The sequence below is a fragment of the Herbaspirillum camelliae genome, from assembly GCF_001929405.1.
Taxonomy (GTDB): Bacteria; Pseudomonadota; Gammaproteobacteria; order Burkholderiales; family Burkholderiaceae_D; genus Herbaspirillum; species Herbaspirillum seropedicae.
Genome location: NZ_KV880769.1, coordinates 6,006,868 through 6,026,151 on the forward strand (window position 1 = coordinate 6,006,868; position 19,284 = coordinate 6,026,151).

Genomic DNA, 19,284 nt, shown 5'->3' on the forward strand with positions numbered 1-19,284 from the left:
GATGACGCTCCCCGCCCATGACAGCGATTTCCTCGACGACCACATCCACGTAGAACAGGGCCAGCTCGGCAAGCTGGTGATGGCCCGGCTCAAACCCAACCAGGACCTCACCGAAAGCGTGGAAGCACTGTGCCGCCAGCACGGCATGGACAAGGCCATCGTGCGCGGCGCCATCGGCAGCCTCATCGACGCCCATCTGCAATACGCCACGCCGGCCGGGCTGCGTACGATGGAGATCAACGGACCGGGTGTGGAAATCCTCAACGTCTTCGGTGAAATCGGTTTTGCGGATGGATCGGGCAGCGCCCATCCGCTGCAGGGCGTGGTGGCCGATACCGAGGGCCGCATCTTTGCCGGGCGCTTCGTGCGCGGGGCCAATCTCTCCTTCATCACCATCGAGATCACCTTGCAGGAATGGATTGCGGTCAAGCAACCCGAAGCGCTGCCGGCCTGAAGCACTTTCCGTTCTCCCAATGAAAAATGCCGCCCGGCTCATCACCGGACGGCATTGTTCAATACTTGAACTAACTATCGAATCAGGCTTCCGTATGCAGCGTGGCTTCGGCTTCCTGTTCGATCTCGACTTCGGCGCGAGCCGCTTCTTCTTCGCTCAGCAAGCCGCCTTCCCACTTGGCCACTACGGCCGAAGCGATCGAGTTGCCCACCGCGTTGGTGGCCGAACGGCCCATGTCGAGGAAGGTATCGATGCCCAGGATCACCAGGAGACCGGCTTCCGGAATGTTGAACTGGTGCAGGGTCGCGGCGATCACCACCAGGGAAGCGCGCGGCACGCCGGCAATGCCCTTGGAGGTCAGCATCAGCACCAGCATCATGGTGATCTGGGTGGAGATGGGCATGTGGATGCCATAGGCCTGCGCGATGAACAGCGTAGCGAAGGTGCAGTAGATCATCGAACCGTCGAGGTTGAAGGAATACCCCATCGGCATGACGAAGCTGGAGATCTTGCGCTTGACGCCAAAGCGGTCCAGCGCATCGAGCAGCTTGGGATAGGCCGCTTCCGAGCTGGCCGTCGCAAAGGCCAGCAGGAAGGCTTCCTTGATCAGGGCCAGCAGGTGGAAGATGCGCTTCTTCAGGAAGACGAAGCCCACCGCGATCAGGATCACCCACAGCAGCACCAGCGAGAAGTAGAAGTCGCGCATGAACACGGCGAAGCTGACCAGGATCTCCAGGCCATTGACCGCAACCGTCGCGGCCATCGCGGCGAACACCGCCACCGGGGCAAACTTCATGACGTAGACGGTGATCTTCAGCATGGTGTGCGAGAGGTCATCGATGACCGCCAGCAGGTGCTTGCCGCGCTCGCCCAGCGAGGCCAGGGCGATGCCGAAGAACATGGAGAACACCACCACCTGCAGCACTTCATTCTGCGCCATGGCCTCGACGATGGACTTGGGCACCAGGTGGTTGAAGAATTCCTTGACCGTGAACTTGCTGGTGGCCAGCCCCGCACCGGCAGCGTCCGGCGAGGGCAGCGCCACGCCCGCACCCGGTTGCAGCAGGTTGGCCATGATCATGCCCAGCGCCAGCGAGACCAGCGAGGCGATGAAGAACCAGGCCAGCGACTTGCCGAAGATGCGGCCCACCGACTTGGCGTCCCCCATGTGGGCGATGCCGACCACCAGGGTCGAGAACACCAGCGGTGCGATGACCATCTTGATGAGGCGCAGGAACAGGTCCGAGGCGATCGAGATGTAGCCGGCCAGCTCCTTGGCCTGGGCCTTGTCGTTGTGGCTGAAAATGAGATAACCGACCAGGATGCCCAGCAGCATGGCTGCAAAGATGTAGGCGGCTTGTGGAATGCGTTTCTTCATGTGTTCTCCTGCCCTCGCTCGCCATCGGCGCATGCGCCGGTGAGAGGACGATGATGTGGCTTGCGGATGGCGTCGGCCGGTGCAAAAGACAGGGACGCCGGTGCTATGGATTATCGGTATTGGTCCGTTTCCGATGAGAAACCAGGACCGGTTTTTTCCCGTCAAGCGGAAAAAAGCACGAAGCTTATTGACTTATGCCCCCTGCCGTCAAGCCGCTTTGAAAAAATAGGGTCAAAATGCCCCTAGTGTGAACAAAATGCTCACAAAAAAGCCCCGCAAAGCGGGGCTGGTGTTGTGTTGCGAGAAACTTTGGCGCTCCGGCGGGAGCCGGATGCGGCCTCGGCAAATCGTCAGCGAATCGTCAGGAAGGCGCTTGCAGAGCGGCGTCCAGCAATTCGATCCAGTGCCGCACGGGAGTGTCGGTGCCAGATTGCAGATGAGTTACGCAACCGATGTTGCCGGTGACGATCATGTCGGGATCGGTGGCCTGCAGCTTGCTGATCTTGTTGTCGCGCAGGCGATAGGACAGCTCCGGTTGCAGGATCGAATAGGTGCCGGCCGACCCGCAGCAGAGGTGGCTGTCGGCGCACAGTTGCACATCCACGCCGGCCGCGCGCAGGATGCCCTCGACCTTGCCGCGGATCTTCTGGCCGTGCTGGAGGGTGCAGGGCGGGTGATAGGCCACGCGCTTGCCGTTGAAGTCCTTGAGCTTGTGCTTCAGCGCTTCTTCGAACTCGGGCAGGATTTCGCTGATGTCGCGGGTCATGTGCGAGATGCGGCGCGCCTTTTCGGCATAGACCGGATCGTGCTGCAGCAGATGGCCATACTCCTTGACGGTGGCACCACAGCCGGAGGCATTCATGACGATGGTATCGGCGCGGATGCCATCGCGTCCCTCGATGTAGGGCCACCAGGCGTCGATATTGCGGCGCATGTCTTCCAGCCCGCCCTCCTGGTCATTCATGTGATAGCGGATCGCACCACAGCAGCCGGCCTTGGGCGGAGCGAACAATTGCACGCCCAGCGCATCGAGCACGCGCGCGGTGGCGCTGTTGATGTTGGGGGACATCGAGGGCTGCACGCAGCCTTCCAGATACAGCATCTGGCGCGCATGCGTGCGCGCGGGCCAGACGCCGGCGTCCTGCGGCTGCGGCACCTTGTTCTGCAACAACTTGGGCAGCAGCGGACGCAACATCTGCCCGGCCTTCATGGCGGGGCGGAAGATCCACTTGCGCGGCACCAGCTCCTTCAAGGCCGTGCGCATCACGCGCTGCGACAGCGGTCGCGGCACCTGTTCTTCCACCACCTTGCGGCCGATATCGACCAGACGGCCATACTGCACGCCGGAGGGGCAAGTGGATTCGCAGTTGCGGCAGGTCAGGCAGCGGTCCAGGTGCGATTGCGTCGCGGCGGTGGCGGGCTTGCCTTCCAGCACCTGCTTGATGAGATAGATGCGGCCGCGCGGTCCGTCCAGCTCGTCGCCCAGCAACTGGTAGGTGGGACAGGTGGCGGTACAGAAGCCGCAATGCACGCAGGAGCGCAGGATGCTGTCGGCTTCCTGGCCGGCCTGGGTGTCGCGGATGAAATCGGCTAAGTTGGTCTGCATGATGATCGCTGGCTAGAGGAAGCGCTTACAGGCTGGCGTACAGGCGGCCGGGATTGAAGATGCCCTGGGGGTCGAACTGCTGCTTGAGGCGGCGATGGATGGTTTCCACCGCAGGCTGCAAGGGATGGAAGACGCCGATGGCCTTGTCGCCGCCGCGATGCAGGCTGGCGTGACCGCCCACGGCCAGCGCGGCGGCGCGAATAGTGACGGCGTCCACATTGCCCTCTGGCCGCAACCAGCGTTGCGCCCCGCCCCACTCGATCAGCTGGCGGCCCGGCAAGTCGATGGGCGCGGCCACCGAGGGCAGCGACAGACGCCACAACGGCGCTTCTGCATCGGCGAAGAAGGGATGGGTCTGCTCGCGCAGGTCGGTCCAGTAATCGTCAGGATTGCTTAACTCGGTGCCGCCCAGCTTTGCGATGGCTGAATCAACGGCAGCCTGCGCGCCCGACAGGCGGATCGTCAGTACATTGCAGACCCAGGCGCTGGCCACCAGCGGCAGCGGCTGGCCGGCGCTCTGGTTCAACAGGCGCAGTGCGCCTTCCTGGTTGATCTCGAAGACGCGGGTGCTGCTGGCGATGGGGCGCGGCAAGACCTTCAGCGACACCTGCAGGATCAGTCCCAGCGTACCCAGCGATCCCGCCAGCAGACGCGAGATGTCGTAGCCGGCGACGTTCTTCATGACCTGTCCGCCGAAGTGCAGTTGCTCGCCCTGCGCATCCATCAGCACGGCGCCCAGCACGAAGTCGCGCACCGCACCAGCGCTGGCGCGCGAAGGACCCGAGAGACCTGCCGCGACCATGCCACCGACCGTGGCGGCGCCGCCAAAGCGCGGAGGCTCCCAGGCCAGCATCTGGTTATGCTGAGCCAGTGCAGCGTCGATCTCGGCCAGTGTCGTGCCGCAGCGGGCGGTGATGACCAGCTCGGTCGGCTCGTAATCGATGATGCCGCTGTAAGCCCGCGTATCCAGCACCTCGCCGGACGGCGTCTGGCCATACCAGTCCTTGGTGCCGCCGCCACGGATCTGCAAGGGACGCCCGGCCAGGATACGTTCGCGGAAGGAGGCCAGCACGGCGTCCATGTCTTGTTGTGCTTGCATGGTCAGAATCTCGGCAGGTCGGGGAAGCGCAGCTGGCCGCGCTGCACGTGCATCTTGCCGTACTCGGCGCAGCGATGCAGGGTGGGAATGGCCTTGTCCGGGTTGAGCAGGAAGGCCGGGTCGAAGGCGCGCTTCAACTTGAAGAAGGTCTCGCGCTCGGCCGGTGAAAACTGCACGCACATGGAATTGATCTTCTCGATGCCCACGCCATGCTCGCCGGTGATGGTGCCGCCCACTTCCACGCACAGTTCCAGGATCTCGGCACCGAACAGTTCGGCGCGGTGGAATTCGTCGGCGATGTTGGCATCGAAGAGGATCAGTGGATGCAGGTTGCCGTCACCGGCATGGAAGACGTTGGCGCAGCGCAGGCCGTATTTCTTTTCCATCTCGGCGATGCCCAGCAGCACCTGCGCCAACTTCTTGCGCGGGATGGTGCCATCCATGCAGTAGTAGTCGGGCGAGATGCGGCCTGCCGCCGGGAAGGCGTTCTTGCGGCCGGACCAGAAGCGCAGGCGCTCGGCCTCCGACTGCGAGCAGGCAATGGCGGTGGCGCCGCTGGCATTGAGCACGGCAGTCATGCGGCCGATTTCTTCTTCCACTTCTTCCACGGTGCCGTCGGATTCGCACAGCAGGATGGCTTCGGCGTCGATGTCGTAGCCGGCCTTGACGAAGGGCTCGACCATGCGCGAGCTGGTCTTGTCCATCATCTCCAGGCCTGCGGGAATGATGCCGGCGGCGATCACGTTGGCCACTGCATTGCCACCCTTCACCACATCGTCGAAGGACGCCATGATCACGCGTGCGGCCTGCGGCTTGGGCACGAGCTTGACGGTCACTTCGGTGACCACGCCCAGCATGCCCTCGGAGCCGATGAAGACGGCCAGCAGGTCCAGGCCTGGAGCATCGAGCGCGCCGCTGCCCAGTTCCACCACCTCGCCTTCGATGGTGACCATGCGTACGCGCAGCACGTTATGCACGGTCAGGCCGTATTTCAGGCAGTGCACGCCGCCCGAGTTCTCGGCCACGTTGCCACCGATGGAACAGGCGATCTGCGAGGAGGGGTCCGGCGCGTAATAGAGGCCGTGCGGGGCCGCCGCTTCGGAAATGGCCAGGTTGCGCACGCCGGGCTGGACCACGGCGGTGCGCGAGTACTTGTCCATCTTGAGGATCTGGTTGAACTTGGCGGTGGAGACCACCACGCCATCGGCAATGGGCATGGCCCCGCCCGAGAGGCCGGTGCCGGCACCGCGCGGCACGATCTGCACCTGCAATGCGTGGCAGGTCTTCATGATGGCGATGACCTGCGCCTCGTTCTCGGGCAGCACCACCACCATGGGCAACTGGCGGTAGGCGGCCAGGCCGTCGCATTCGTAGGGACGGGTGTCTTCCTCGTCGAACAGCACGCAGTGCGCGGGGACGACCCGGCGCAGGGCATCGACGACTTCGCGCTGGCGGGCCGGCGCGAAGGACGGTTGGACTGGAGCATTCATGCTGGACCTCGGCGGTTGGCTAGGCAGGCGTGGGTGTGGACGTCCCTCTTTGCATCCGGTGACACGGCGCACGCTGTCTCGTTTGTTGTCAGCCCGCCTGGGACGGGCTTTTTCAGTCCGACAAGTGTAACGAATTTTGCCGCCCTGCACGGCGCCGTGTTGCCCGGCGGCCCACTGAAAAGAATTGCCGGCCGCCGTGAATTATTTTCAGGGCGGCCGGACGGGACGGGCGATGCAAAGCCGGGTCAGATGTTGCGGAAGGCGTTCTGCATCCAGCTGATGAAGGTGTCGACCTCGGGCCGCTCGCGCACGGCGCGCTCGTAGACCACGTAATAGGCGTGCGGCGGGGTACGCAGACGGATGTCGAACAGTTCCACGATCTCGCCGCGCGCCAGCAGTTCTTCGGCGAAATGCTGACGGGTCAGGCCCACGCCATAGCCATGGCGCACCGCTTCCAGCAACAGGCCCAGGTCATCCACGCGCAAGCCTGCCGAGGGTTCCACCCAGTCCTTGAGGCCGGCGGCCTCGAACCAGGGCTGCCAGGGCTCCAGCGCCGAGCGCAGCAGGGTGGCCTGCTTCAGGTCGGCGGGCGACTTCATCGGCGGGAGGCTCTTCAGGTAGGCCGGGCTGGCCACGGCGAAGGCAGGTTCCTCGAACAGCTTCTCGGTGATGATGTTGGGATAGTTGCCGGCGCCGAAGCGGATCTCGACATCGCTCTCCGACAAGGACAGGTCATACAGCGGCACCGAGAGGTAGAGCTCCACCACGATCTCCGGATGGCGCTGGGTAAAGTCGGCAATGCGCGGCATGAGCAGGTGGCGCGCAAAGGTCGGCGGCAGCATCACCTTGATCTTGGGCTGCACAGCGGCATTGCGGTGCGGCATGGGGAAATCGGTCAGCGTGCGCAAGGCGCTACGGACCACGTCGAGATAGCGGCGACCGAATTCGGACAGGCCGATAGAGCGGCCATCGCGATAGAACAGGCGCTCGCCGACGAATTCTTCCAGCAGGCGGATGCGGTGCGACAGCGCCGACGGGGTGATGCACAGCTCCTCGGCGGCAATCGCAAAGGAGTTGTGGCGGGCGGCCGCTTCGAAGGCGGACAGGGCGTGGACGGGAGGTAGGCGGGTGGCCATGGGTGGTGGATTCCTGCTGCTTGTTCAACCAACAAACTGATGAAAACTAACAAACGGGTGCTGCTTAACGGGAGAGGCTCCGTCAGAACACAAGAGCGACCGTTCGGACTGAGTAGGCCCCTTCGGGCCGTATCGAAGGCGCACAGACGGCGCGCCTTCGATACGCGGCCTTGCCGCTACTCAGTCCGAACGGGCAGTATTGATCTCAACGGCAAGCACGCTCTTCGGCCAACACTAACACTTACTGCTCCCAGCGCAAGATCTTGCCGGGATTCATGATGTTCTTGGGATCAAGTGCATGCTTGATGGCGCGCATGACGGCGATGGCGCCCTCGCCATGCTCCTGGATCAGGAAGTCCATCTTGTGCAAGCCCACGCCGTGCTCGCCGGTGCAGGTGCCATCCATGCCGATGGCGCGCGCCACCATGCGTTGGTTGACGCCTTCGGCGCGGGCGATGTCGGCGGGATCGTTGGGGTCCACCATCATCTGCACGTGGAAGTTGCCGTCGCCGACGTGGCCGATGATGGCGTGGGTCAGGCCCTGCTCTTCGCAGTCGGCCTTGGTAGCCAGCACACATTCGGCCAGGCGCGAGATCGGCACGCAGCAATCGGTGGAGATCGCCCGCGCACCGGGACGCAATTGCAGCAGCGCGAAGTAGGCGTTGTGACGGGCGGTCCAGAGACGGGTGCGGTCTTCGGGGCGGGTGGCCCATTCGAAACCGAGGGCGTGGAATTCCTTGGCGATGTCCTGCACCAGCTCGGCCTGTTCCTTGACGCCGTTCTCGCTGCCGTGGAATTCGAATAGCAGCAGCGGGTTGACCGGCAGGCTCAGCTTGTCGTGGGCATTGATGGCGCGCACGCCGTTTTCATCGAGCAGCTCCACGCGCGCCAGCGGCACGCCCATCTGGATGGTCTGGATGACGGTGTTGACGGCATCGGCCACGGTCGGGAAAGAGCAGATCGCCGCCGAGATCGCTTCAGGCTGCGGATACAGGCGCACGGTCACTTCGGTGATGATGCCCAGCGTGCCTTCGCTACCCACGTAGACGCGGGTCAGGTCGTAGCCGGCCGAGGACTTCTTGGCGCGGGTACCGGTCTTGATGATCTCGCCCTGCGCGGTGACCACGGTCAGGGTCAGGGTGTTTTCCTTCATCGTGCCGTAGCGTACGGCATTGGTGCCGGAGGCGCGGGTGGAGGCCATGCCGCCCAGCGAGGCATCGGCGCCGGGATCGATGGGGAAGAACAGGCCGGTATCCTTGATCTCTTGATTCAACTGCTTGCGGGTCACGCCCGCCTGGACGGTCGCAGTCAAGTCTTCGGCGTTGACCGCCAGCACCTGGTTCATCTGCGACAGATCCACCGTCACGCCGCCCTGCAGGGCCAGCACATGGCCTTCCAGCGAGGTGCCGGCGCCGTAGGGGATGATGGGGGTGTCGTACTGGCTGCACAGCTTGACGAAGGCCGCCACCTCCTCGGTGCTGTGGGCGAAGACCACGGCGTCGGGCAGCATGGGATCGTAGGAGGATTCGTCGCGGCCATGGTGCTCGCGCATGGCCAGGGTGGTGGAACAACGGTCGCCGAACAGGGCCTTGAGTGCGTCAAGCAGGGCCTGGGGTACGGGCCGTTTCAGTTTCCGGGCGTCAACTAGGTGATTCATGCGGTTTCTCTCAGGTGTCTCGTGTCTCGGTCGTTGTTCTCGGTCTTGTGTGGACAGATGCAGGGCCGGTGAAGCGGCATCCCCTGCCGCTCCAGTGGACTGACCACTGATCCAATCGATGAATTTTACTCTCTTGCGGGCTAGAGTTTGCGCAAATGTCCCTGCCCAAGCCAGCTCGCTGGGCAAATCAAGTGAATTGTTTACGCGATTTTCCGTCCCATGCGGTCACGCTCGCAGCGGGTGGGAAGCGCTTGCCTTGAATAGGGCTTGCCCTTAAGCTGCCCCGGTCAACAAGGAGCAATGATGGGCAACCGACTTTCCAAGATCGCCACCCGTACCGGGGACGATGGCAGCACCGGCCTGGGCGATGGCAGCCGGGTGGGCAAGGACAACCTGCGCATCCAGGCGCTGGGAGATGTGGACGAACTCAATTCGCAACTGGGCCTGCTGTTGTGCGAGAGCCTGCCGACCGCGCTGCGCGAGGAGCTGGTCTCGATCCAGCATGACCTCTTCGACCTGGGCGGGGAGTTGTGCATCCCCGGTTACACGGTGCTGGCCGATACCCACCTGGCGCGGCTCGACGGCCTGCTGGAGAAGTACAACGCCACCCTGCCCCCGCTGAAGGAATTCATCCTCCCCGGCGGCTCGCGTACGGCGGCGCTGGCCCATGTGTGCCGCACCGTGTGCCGCCGTGCCGAACGCAGCGTGGTGATGCTGGAGAAGACCGAGGGCGGCGTGAATGCACCGGCGCGGCAATATCTGAACCGGCTCTCGGACCTGTGCTTCGTGCTGGCGCGGGTGCTCAACCGTGAGGCGGGCGGGCAGGATGTGTTGTGGCAGAAGGGACGAGAGCGCTAGGCTTGCTTGTCGCCAGCCGGTTGGCTGCGCGCCAGGCGCCAGGCAATCACCGCTAATGCAGCCACGGCCAGGATCAAGGCCATCCACAGGATGATGCTGCGCGAACTGACTGTGGGTGCAGCCGCTGGCTGGTCTGCCGGAGTAGCCAGTCGCGCACCGAGGCTGGCCTGCCCGATCTGCGGCTGCGCTCCCAGCAGCAGGTCGTCTCTGGGCTGTGATACCGGCACCAGCGTCGCATTGCCTACCCCCAGCATGAACGGCGCCGATCCCCGCGCGACGAAGGTCAGCAGCGCTGGCCGCCACCCCAGCGTCACTTGCGGCATGCCATTGCCAAAGCCACCCGTGCGCATGTCCACCAATATCCTCCAGTGACGCTCAGGCGTGGCGTTGAAGCGTAGTGGCGCAGAGAGTTCCTCGCCGCTCTTGCCTTGCAACCGGAACACGCTCCCCCTGACGACATCCCGCCAGGGCGCCTTGACATCCGCACGGCTCTGCAGCGTCACTTTGGCGATGGTATTGGCCTGCGGCAGACCGATGCGCAGGCTTTCCACGGGGTAAACGCCGCCCGTGTCGAACTGGTACTCACCGGCCTGCGCGCCGGCCTGCACCTGCGCGGCTGCGCGCCAGAGCAAGGGGGCTGCGCCGGTCTCGGCCACGGGCTCCAAGACACTGGTCTCCACTTCGATGGCGCCGATCTCGGGTACGCCATCGGGCCAGCTCAGCCTGAGATAGCGCTGGTGCACGCCGTCGAGCGCCACACGGTCCTGAACCAGGCGCTTGCCCTCCGTGACGGCCTTCACCAGGGCGGCGTCAGCCACCTCTTGCCACTGCGTCAAGTCAGCGCTGGCGTCGACGTGGACGCGACCTACATACTGCTCGCCACGCAGGCGGATCCGCAAGGCGTCGACCGTACCCTCGCGCCCGAGATCGACCAGTACCGTATCGTCTTTGCGCTGGTTTCCGGCCCGCGAGCCGACCTCGGCGCGCAAGGTGCCATCGGCATCCAGCGATACGCCCAGACGCGCCTTGTCGCCGCCCTTTGTCGCCGCCGGCACGGAAAACCAGGACACCGGGGTCAGTACCACGCGCCGCGCAGGCGCTGGGACGGTGGTGACTTCCAGCGAGAACGGGACCGGCTCTCTTGCGCCATTGACGATGCGGACATCGCCCAGATCGCTGCGCTGGCTGGCCGCATACACCTCGGGCGGCAAGGACAAGCGGAAGTACGAGCCACTGCCATTCAGATCGAGCGCATACCATTGCGCCACCGACACTGGAGGCGCATCGCCAGCTTGTGCCACGAGCGCGACCAGGGCGGTGCAGACTGCCATCATCAAGCGTTTCATTGCGCGGCCTCCTGCGCAACAGCCGCCTTGGGCGGCAAGGGCGAGAAATACCCCACCAGCAACAGCAGCACGCCGACCCCGATGAAGGAAACGATCCGCTCCAGCCCCTGGATGCGCGAGAGGTCAAACAGGAACAGCTTGACCACCGTCACCGCCAGCAGCGCAGCGCCGACGAACCACAGCAGGCGCGTGCCGCGACGCGTGGCAATGACCTGCGTGGTCAGCGCACACACTGCCCAGAAGACAGTGAGCGCGGCCTGGGCCAGGGTGGAATACGCGATGTCTTCCAGGGTGTAGGGCAAATCGGTCCAATGGTGCAGGGTTCTGAGCAACATGGCGTTGAGCCAGAGGAAAGCCGTCGCGCCCGTCGCCCAGAGCAAGGGCGTGCGATAGGACGCGATCTGCCCATCCAGGCCGCCCAAACGGCTCAGGCGCACAAACCAGAACGCAATCAGGGCATAGATGGCCAGCAAGACGGCATCGAGCGGATTGAGCAGGGGCAGCCACATCCACTGACCACCGGCCTGCGTAAGATTGGCATAGAGCGTCCACAGCCAGAGCACCGCGACCAGCGGCATGGAAGCCATCACGCAGAGCTTCTTCAAGCGCTCGTTCTTTACCGCCCACAAGGCAGCAAAGGCGAAGGCCCCCCAGCCCAGCACGAACACCTGTTGCCAGCGGAAAGAGGCCAGCACTTCGCCGGGTTCGTAGGCAATGTCGAAGTAATGATGCAAGGTACGCAGCAGCAAGGCGTTGAACCACAGGAAGACCGTGGCAAAGGCCAGATAACTCACTTCAACAGGCGCTTGGGCTACGCCCACCTGGCGCAAACGACGCAGCCATGCAGCCACGGCGATGAAGGCCAGCAACTGCGCCACATCCAGCGGATTGAACAAAGGCAGCCAGAACAGCGGTGACGCATCGCCATCGAGCAAGGTACTGGCGACACTCCAGCCCCACAGCAACAGGGCCAGCGGGGCCGCACCCCACACCTGATACGACCAGACATGCGCCGCCACCGGCCAGCGCAGGCGGGTGCCCAGGGTGGAGATTCCCAGCAGGCAAAGTCCCAGCCCGTAGGCCCAGGCGCTCCAGCTCCACGCGCCCTCGGGGACGAACTCCCGCAGGCGCCAGTAGCCCTCGAAGGCCAGCAAGGCGCATGTCATCCAGAAACTCAAGATGTGCTGGAGCGCATAGGGCGGCCAGATGGGCTTGTGCTCGCCCGCATCCTGATCGGGCGGCAGATACCACAGGATGGCGAACGTCGACGCCAGCGCCAGCGGCCAGGCCACGATACCCCAGCCGCTCAGCGGCGCAGCTTGCGTCACGAAAAGACCCAGGGTCAGCAAGGCCAGTACCGGCGCCAGTGCCTGCTCCACCCGCAGCGCCAGCGGCCAGGCCAGCCCGCGCCTGGCGGCATGGGCCAGCCAGGTGGTCAGGATGGCCAACAGCAGCAAGGCGGGCAGGACGAAGGACAGCGCCTGCTCCGACGCCAGAGAAGCGGCGTGCCCCAGGATTTCACGTACACCCGCAGCAATCCACCAGCACAGTCCCCACACGGCGGCCACCAGGCCCACCTCAGGCAGCCACGCGTGCCAGTGACGCGCATCGCTGCGCACCTGCAGCCACCACCCGATGAACAAGCCGGCCAGCGCAATCATCAGCATGGCAAGGAATTGACCATTGACCACGGGCAGCGCAAGCGCACTGCCTTGCTCGCCCCAAGAGGCCAGGAAGGCCACTGCTGCTGCGCCCTGCATCAGCAGGCCAAACACCAGCGCCACCAGCCGGCGCTGGCGTACGGACAGCCAGACGATGGCCGCTCCTTCCAGTGCCCAGGCCGCCGCGGTGGTCTGCCCGGAGAACGCGAAGGGGATGGCCAGCGTGGCAAAGATCACGCCCAGCGCCAGCATGGAATCGAACAGCAGGCCCAGGCGCGCACGCCAGCGGACGAGACCTGCCGTCACCAGCAGATAGAAGGCCGACAAGGCCACCGCGCTCCAGGCCAGGCCGAGGGGCATGGACTTGACCAGCGCCGCTTGCAACAGCGTGGCCGCGATGGGGGTGCCGAAGACCAGCGAACCATCCACGTAATGCTTGAGCGCCAATTCGCGCTGCACCGCGTACAGGAGCGCGATACCCACATACATGAGGAAGAACAGCACCAGGAACGCCTCGGTACTGGCAAAGTGCTCCGGACGATAAGAGGTCAGGCCCCATACCGTGCCAATGACGAAGGTGAAGAAAAATCCCAGCAAGTTGAGCGCACGCCAGGCCTTGAACCAGGCGATGGCAAAGATGCCGGCATTGAGCAAGGCGTAATAGCCGAAGAGAGCAACATGGCTGCCGCCGCCGCTGCTGACCAGCACCGGCGCAAGAAAACCGCCTGCGCTGCCCATGAAGGCTAGCGGCGCGGCATCCTGGCGGATGGCCAGAAAGGCGCTCAAGGCGCAGATCACCACCATCAAGGGCAGGGCCATGGCCGATGGAATCAGCGCATACAGCTTGACGGCGGCAAACACGGTGAGATACAGCACCCCTATCCCGCCCCCTTGCAAGACCAGCCCATAGACTGCGCGACGCTCGCGCAAGCGCCAGCCAATGACCAGCAAGGCAGCAGCGCCCAGCGCCGTACCCGCCAGGCGGAACTCGATGGGCAGCAGGCTATTGCTGGCAGCGTACTTGAGCAGGAAGGCCACGCCGAAGAACAGCACGACGATGCCCACGCGCACCACGGTGTTGCCACCCAGGAGCCAGTCGCGCGCGGCATTGAAAGCACGGTCCAGCAAGTCGGGGGTTTGCGGCTGGGCGGCAACTGAGGACTGGTTCAGCTGGCTTTCCACGGCAGCCACCGATGCCGGTGGTTCGGGGTGGACAGACGCAAGCACGGGGGCAGGTTCAGGCTGGATTGCATCAATCTGGACCACCTCGGGCAGGATCGCCTGGGGCGGAGCCGGAACTGTGGCTGCGGCGATGGCACTTTCCGCGCTACGCAAGGGTTCTGGGTCCGGCGCAGCGGACGCAGCGGGCGCCGTGTCTGCTTCCAGGACTGAGAGGTAGTTCGGAGATTGCTGTCGGAGCCTCTCCAGTTCTTCACTGAGCGACTCGACCCGCACTTCCAGATATCGGACCCGTTCGGCCAGCGTCTTTGTCTGCGGCGTCTCACCCAGAGCAGACTGCTGCGGCTGTGCATCGGGACCGTCAGAGTCGGAAAGCACATTGCCCAGCCAGAAGCCCAGTCCCCCAACAATGACGGCGGTAGGGCCGGCCCACCAGTCATTGAACCATGCCAGCACAATACCAAATAGACCACCGGTCACCATCATCACCCATCTCATGGGGCTCTCCTCATTTGAATTCTTGTTGGAAGATTTGAGGGCGCCCGGATGAGTCGGCCGATTACCCCCCTTTTGAGAATATTTCCAAATAGAAATATTTTAATTGATGAGGTCTTTGACCGGGTCGATGGCGAGATGTTCAAACGAACAGGGCATCTGCCATCTTGGCAGGGCGCGCGCAAGCGGGCACTGCCCTAATGGACAGGGACCGCCAGGCCGGATGCGTAGGGGGAAGACCGAGCAATCAGCCGTTGTTGACCACCAGCTTGGGCTGATCCTTGCCAAACCGCTGCGCGATGGAGTCGACGATGCCACTGGCATCCAGACCGCACTGGGCCAGCAGTTGCGCCGCATCGCCGTGGTCGATGAAGCGGTCCGGCAGGCCCAGATGCAGAATCGGCTTGTTGATGCCGGCGGCAGCCAGCGCTTCGGAGACGGCCGCACCGGCGCCGCCCATGATGCAGCCCTCTTCCACCGTCACCAGCGCATCGTGCGAGGCAGCCAACTGCTTGACCAGTTCCACGTCCAGCGGCTTGATGAAGCGCATGTTGGCCACCGTGGCATTGAGCTTGTCGCCCGCGCCCAGGGCCGGGGCCAGCAGGCTGCCGAAGGCCAGGATGGCGACGTCCTTGCCCTGGCGGCGGATCTCGCCACGGCCCAGCGGCAGGGTCTCCAGCGTCTTGTCCACCACTGCGCCGACGCCCGCGCCGCGCGGATAGCGCACCGAGGCCGGACCCGGATATTGATAGGCGGTAGAGAGCATCTTGCGGCACTCGTTCTCGTCGGAGGCCGCCATCACCACCATGTTGGGAATACAGCGCAGGAAGGCCAGGTCGTAATTGCCGGCGTGGGTCGCGCCATCAGCGCCCACCAGGCCGGCGCGGTCCAGGGCGAAGGTCACGTCCAGGTTCTGCAGGGCCACGTCGTGGATCAGCTGGTCGTAGGCGCGTTGCAGGAAGGTCGAGTAGATCGCCACCACCGGCTTCATGCCCTCGCAGGCCATGCCGGCGGCGAAGGTGACGGCGTGCTGTTCGGCGATGCCGACGTCGTAATAACGATTCGGGAATTTCTTTTCGAAATCCACCATCCCCGAGCCTTCGCGCATGGCCGGGGTGATGCCGACCAGCTTGTCGTCGGCGGCGGCCATGTCGCACAGCCAGTCACCGAAGACCTTGGTATAGGTGAGCTTGCCACCGGCGCTGGGCTTGATGCCTTCGCTGGGGTTGAACTTGCCGGGGCCGTGGTAGAGCACCGGATCGGCCTCGGCCAGCTTGTAGCCCTGGCCCTTCTTGGTGACCACGTGCAGGAACTGCGGGCCCTTGAGGTGCTTCAGGTTCTGCAGCGTCGGCACCAGCGAGTCGAGGTCGTGGCCGTCGATGGGGCCGATGTAGTTGAAGCCGAATTCCTCGAACATGGTGGCCGGCACCACCATGCCCTTGGCATGCTCTTCCAGTCGCTTGGCCAGCTCCAGCACGGGACCGGGCAGCACCGACTTGCCCACGTCGCGCGCACGGGCGTAGAACTTGCCCGACATCAGGCGCGCCAGGTAACGGTTCAGCGCGCCCACCGGCGGCGAGATCGACATGTCATTGTCGTTGAGGATCACCAGCAGCTTGACGTCTTCATGCACGCCCGCATTGTTGAGCGCTTCGAAGGCCATGCCGGCGGTCATGGCGCCGTCGCCGATGACAGCGATGGCGTGGCGGTCCGAGCCTTGCGTACGGGCCGCCAGGGCCATGCCCAGGGCGGCCGAGATCGAGGTCGAGGAGTGCGCGGTGCCGAAGGTGTCGTACTGGCTCTCGATACGGCGCGGGAAGCCGGAAATGCCTTCCTGCTGGCGCAGCGTATCCATGCGCTCGCGCCGGCCGGTAAGGATCTTGTGCGGATAGGTCTGGTGACCCACGTCCCAGACCACGCGATCCTCGGGGGTGTTGAAGACGTAATGCAGGGCGATGGTCAGCTCCACCGTGCCCAGGTTGGACGAGAGGTGGCCGCCGGTCTTGGACACCGAGTCCAGCAGGAAACCGCGCAACTCTTCAGCCAGGGGCTTGAGCTGGTGGCGGGACAGGCGGCGCAGGTCGGCCGGGTCGTTGATGGTGTTGAGGAGCATCTTTGTTACCGTGTTGGGGTCTGAAGGCCGCGCTTGCCGGAAGCTGGCATGGGGCGCGGTCCGTCTTCATGCCTGGGGTTACGTCGCTTAAGTCTTTCTTTGTACGATCAGGTCGGCCAGTTCGCGCAGGCGGCGCGCCTTCCCGCCGAATGGGGCCAGCGCCTCATGCGCATCGGCCTGCAGCCTGCCGGCCAGGGCCTGCGATTCAGCAAGGCCGAGGATGGACACATAGGTCGGCTTGTTGTCGGCGGCGTCCTTGCCGGCGGTCTTGCCCAGCGTGGCCGAGTCGGCGGTGGCGTCGAGGATGTCGTCGACCACCTGGAAGGCCAGGCCGATGGCGCGGGCGTAATCGTCCAGCGCCGCGCTTTCGGCTGCCGTCAGCGCCTTGCCGCCCAGCGCGCCCAGCAGCACGGCGGCGCGCAACAGGGCGCCGGTCTTCAGGCGGTGCATCTGTTCCAGTTCAGCCAGCGACAGGGTCATGCCCACACTGGCCAGGTCGATGGCCTGACCGCCGCACATGCCCACCGAGCCGGCCGCCTCGGCCAGCAGCTTGACCATGCGCAGCTGGCGTGCCGGCAGGCCGGCGTCGGCGCTGCCCGGTTCGGTCTCCAGCGGTGCGGCCAGGGTGTCGAAGGCCTGCGCCTGCAGGGCGTCACCGACCAGCAGTGCGGTGGCCTCGTCGTATCTGATGTGCACGGTGGGCTTGCCACGGCGCAGCGCATCGTCATCCATGCAGGGCATGTCGTCATGCACCAGCGAATAGACGTGGATCATCTCGACTGCAGCGGCGGCACGCTCCAGCAGCGCACGCGGCGTATCGAACAGCTCGCCGGCGGCATACACCAGCAGCGGGCGCACGCGCTTGCCGCCGTCCATGGCGGTGTAGCGCATGGCTTCATGCAGCCGCGCCGGCACCACCGACGCGGACGGCAGGAAACGGTTCAACACCTCTTCCATGCCGCTCTGCACCTGGCCCATCCACTGGGCGAAGGCCGGCGCCGCTACGGCGCCGGGGGCAGCCATCGGTGCGCTCATCCTTCTTCCCCATCCATATCGGCGGCCTGGAAGGGCTTGAGCATGTCGCCTTCGAGCAGCTTGACCTGGGTATCGACCTTGTCCAGTTGGGCAGCGCAGAACTTGACCAGTTCCGAGCCGCGCTTGTAGGCGGCCACCGAGGCTTCCAGCGGCAGTTCGCCGGCTTCCATCTGGGCCACGAGCTGTTCGAGCTCCTGCATGGCCTGTTCGAAGGAGGCTGGCAGGGGGGCGGAAGCAGCGGAGGCGGTGGACGCGGTGGCAGAGGTTCTAGGCATATCGACCCATTCAAAAATCTAACCCGGTATTTTAGAACAAACCGGGGAATCCCAAGTCAATCGGGGGCGTGGATTTGACGCCGCATTGCACGAAACATTTCGGGCCCGGATCGTAAATTCGGCCAAAATGCTGGCATTTTGGCCACAAAACCCGGCCCCTTATGGGGTTTTTGTGGCATAATCCTCGGTTCTGTCCAAAATTTCCTCTTCATATTATTTGAACATAGGTTTTTGCGGATTTTCTTCCTTAGGTTGGTGCAAATTAATTTGGGGGCGGAAATGTCCGATCTTGCTACTTTTGCCAAATTGGCGCGTTCAAACGCGCAACTTCCAGTCCACGTCTACTTCGACGAACCGCTCCATCAGCGGGAACTGAAACAACTCTTCCAGCAAGGACCTCGTTACGTCGGCCATGAGCTGATGGTGCCCGAAGCGGGCGACTACTCCACTTTGCCGTGGGAAAACGAAGGCCGCATGCTGGTGCGCAATGCGCAGGGGATCGAGCTGGTCTCCAATGTCTGCCGTCATCGCCAGGCCAAGATGCTGGACGGTCGCGGCCATGCCAGCAACATCGTCTGTCCGTTGCATCGCTGGACCTATGATCTGAAGGGTGAACTGATCGGTGCGCCGCATTTCGGCCAGACACCGTGCATGAACTTGTCCAAGACGCCGCTGCAGAGCTGGAACGGCCTGCTGTTCGAAGCCAATGGCGTCAACATCGCCGACAAGCTCAAGAACCTGGGCGTGACACGCGACCTGGACTTCTCCGGCTATCTGTACGACCACACCGAAGTGCATGAGTGCGACTACAACTGGAAGACCTTCATCGAGGTCTACCTGGAGGATTACCACGTCGACCCCTTCCATCCGGGGCTGGGCAATTTCGTGAGCTGCTCCGACCTGAAGTGGGAGTTCGGCCGTGACTACAGCGTGCAGACCGTGGGCGTGAACCACGGTCTGATCAAGTCCGGTTCGCCCACCTATGCCAAGTGGCAGGAGAAGCTGCTGCAGTTCTCCAATGGCCAGCCGCCCAAATTCGGCGCGATCTGGCTCACGCTCTATCCCAACATCATGGTGGAGTGGTATCCGCATGTGCTGGTGGTCTCCACGCTGTGGCCGACCGGTCCGCAGAAGACCACCAATGTGGTGGAGTTCTACTATCCGGAAGAGATCGCCCTCTTCGAGCGTGAACTGGTGGAAGCCGAGCGCGCCGCCTACATGGAGACCTGCGTGGAAGACGACGAGATCGCCCTGCGCATGGATGCCGGCCGTCGTATACTCATGGATCGCGGCACCAGTGAAGTCGGGCCCTACCAGTCGCCCATGGAAGACGGCATGCAGCACTTCCACGAGTGGTACCGCAAGCAACTGGAGGTGCCGCCGGGCACCGCCACCACACCATAAAGAGGCCACGGGCCACCAGAGGAAAACAGATGCAGAGGCAGGCAAGGCGGCAGAACTATCACGCAAGCAACCTGCAAGAGCATCACGACGCCTCCCTG

Annotated in this window: 14 protein-coding genes; 3 read left to right on the forward strand and 11 right to left on the reverse strand. The window is 64.0% G+C overall.

The genetic code is table 11. The features are described from left to right. Position 1 precedes the first annotated feature (1 nt). Positions 2–454, forward strand: coding sequence for a PPC domain-containing DNA-binding protein (locus BGK68_RS26805; protein ID WP_233149430.1), 453 nt, complete (start codon positions 2–4; stop codon positions 452–454). Positions 455–536: 82 nt separating this feature from the next. On the opposite strand, the gene BGK68_RS26810 is transcribed toward BGK68_RS26805, so the two are convergent. The 6 genes from BGK68_RS26810 to BGK68_RS26835 all read right to left on the reverse strand — a co-directional run bounded on the left by BGK68_RS26810 (position 537) and on the right by BGK68_RS26835 (position 8,820). After that, on the reverse strand, positions 537–1,832 hold the full coding sequence (locus BGK68_RS26810) for a dicarboxylate/amino acid:cation symporter (RefSeq protein ID WP_075259579.1): 1,296 nt from the start codon (positions 1,830–1,832) through the stop codon (positions 537–539). Between the two features lie 361 nt (positions 1,833–2,193). Continuing rightward, positions 2,194–3,438, reverse strand: a complete 1,245-nt coding sequence (gene glcF, locus BGK68_RS26815; RefSeq protein WP_075259580.1) for a glycolate oxidase subunit GlcF — start codon at positions 3,436–3,438, stop codon at positions 2,194–2,196. 25 nt (positions 3,439–3,463) lie between these two features. Beyond that, complete coding sequence (gene glcE, locus BGK68_RS26820) at positions 3,464–4,537, reverse strand: glycolate oxidase subunit GlcE (protein WP_075259581.1); 1,074 nt, start codon at positions 4,535–4,537, stop codon at positions 3,464–3,466. Positions 4,538–4,539: 2 nt separating this feature from the next. Further along, complete coding sequence (locus tag BGK68_RS26825) at positions 4,540–6,027, reverse strand: FAD-linked oxidase C-terminal domain-containing protein (protein ID WP_075259582.1); 1,488 nt, start codon at positions 6,025–6,027, stop codon at positions 4,540–4,542. A 245-nt stretch (positions 6,028–6,272) separates the two neighbouring features. Further along, positions 6,273–7,163, reverse strand: coding sequence for a LysR substrate-binding domain-containing protein (locus BGK68_RS26830; RefSeq protein WP_075259583.1), 891 nt, complete (start codon positions 7,161–7,163; stop codon positions 6,273–6,275). A 241-nt stretch (positions 7,164–7,404) separates the two neighbouring features. Next, the gene (locus tag BGK68_RS26835; protein ID WP_075259584.1) at positions 7,405–8,820 is read right to left on the reverse strand and encodes an FAD-binding oxidoreductase; all 1,416 of its coding nucleotides are present in this window, start codon (positions 8,818–8,820) and stop codon (positions 7,405–7,407) included. 303 nt (positions 8,821–9,123) lie between these two features. Here BGK68_RS26835 and BGK68_RS26840 point away from each other — a divergent pair, with 303 nt between their 5' ends. Further along, positions 9,124–9,678, forward strand: a complete 555-nt coding sequence (locus BGK68_RS26840; protein ID WP_075259585.1) for a cob(I)yrinic acid a,c-diamide adenosyltransferase — start codon at positions 9,124–9,126, stop codon at positions 9,676–9,678. On the opposite strand, the gene BGK68_RS26845 is transcribed toward BGK68_RS26840, so the two are convergent. From BGK68_RS26845 to BGK68_RS26865, 5 genes are all read right to left on the reverse strand, one after another. Beyond that, positions 9,675–11,024 carry a DUF3999 domain-containing protein gene (locus BGK68_RS26845; RefSeq protein WP_075259586.1) on the reverse strand — a complete coding sequence of 450 codons (1,350 nt, stop codon included), beginning with the start codon at positions 11,022–11,024 and terminating at the stop codon, positions 9,675–9,677. The two genes, BGK68_RS26840 and BGK68_RS26845, sit on opposite strands and share 4 nt — an antisense overlap. Further along, entirely contained in the window at positions 11,021–14,350 is a 3,330-nt protein-coding gene (locus BGK68_RS26850; RefSeq protein WP_075259587.1) for a DUF2339 domain-containing protein, read from the reverse strand. Before BGK68_RS26850 ends, BGK68_RS26845 begins: the two co-directional genes overlap by 4 nt. Positions 14,351–14,606: 256 nt before the next feature. After that, positions 14,607–16,472, reverse strand: coding sequence for a 1-deoxy-D-xylulose-5-phosphate synthase (gene dxs, locus BGK68_RS26855; protein ID WP_075259588.1), 1,866 nt, complete (start codon positions 16,470–16,472; stop codon positions 14,607–14,609). A gap of 87 nt (positions 16,473–16,559) precedes the next feature. Then, complete coding sequence (locus BGK68_RS26860) at positions 16,560–17,507, reverse strand: polyprenyl synthetase family protein (protein ID WP_075259589.1); 948 nt, start codon at positions 17,505–17,507, stop codon at positions 16,560–16,562. After that, positions 17,504–17,782, reverse strand: a complete 279-nt coding sequence (locus tag BGK68_RS26865) for an exodeoxyribonuclease VII small subunit (RefSeq protein ID WP_075259590.1) — start codon at positions 17,780–17,782, stop codon at positions 17,504–17,506. Before BGK68_RS26865 ends, BGK68_RS26860 begins: the two co-directional genes overlap by 4 nt. A 279-nt stretch (positions 17,783–18,061) precedes the next feature. On the opposite strand from BGK68_RS26865, the gene BGK68_RS26870 reads away from it, so the two are divergent. Further along, on the forward strand, positions 18,062–19,186 hold the full coding sequence (locus tag BGK68_RS26870; RefSeq protein WP_075259591.1) for an aromatic ring-hydroxylating oxygenase subunit alpha: 1,125 nt from the start codon (positions 18,062–18,064) through the stop codon (positions 19,184–19,186). Positions 19,187–19,284: the final 98 nt, after the last annotated feature.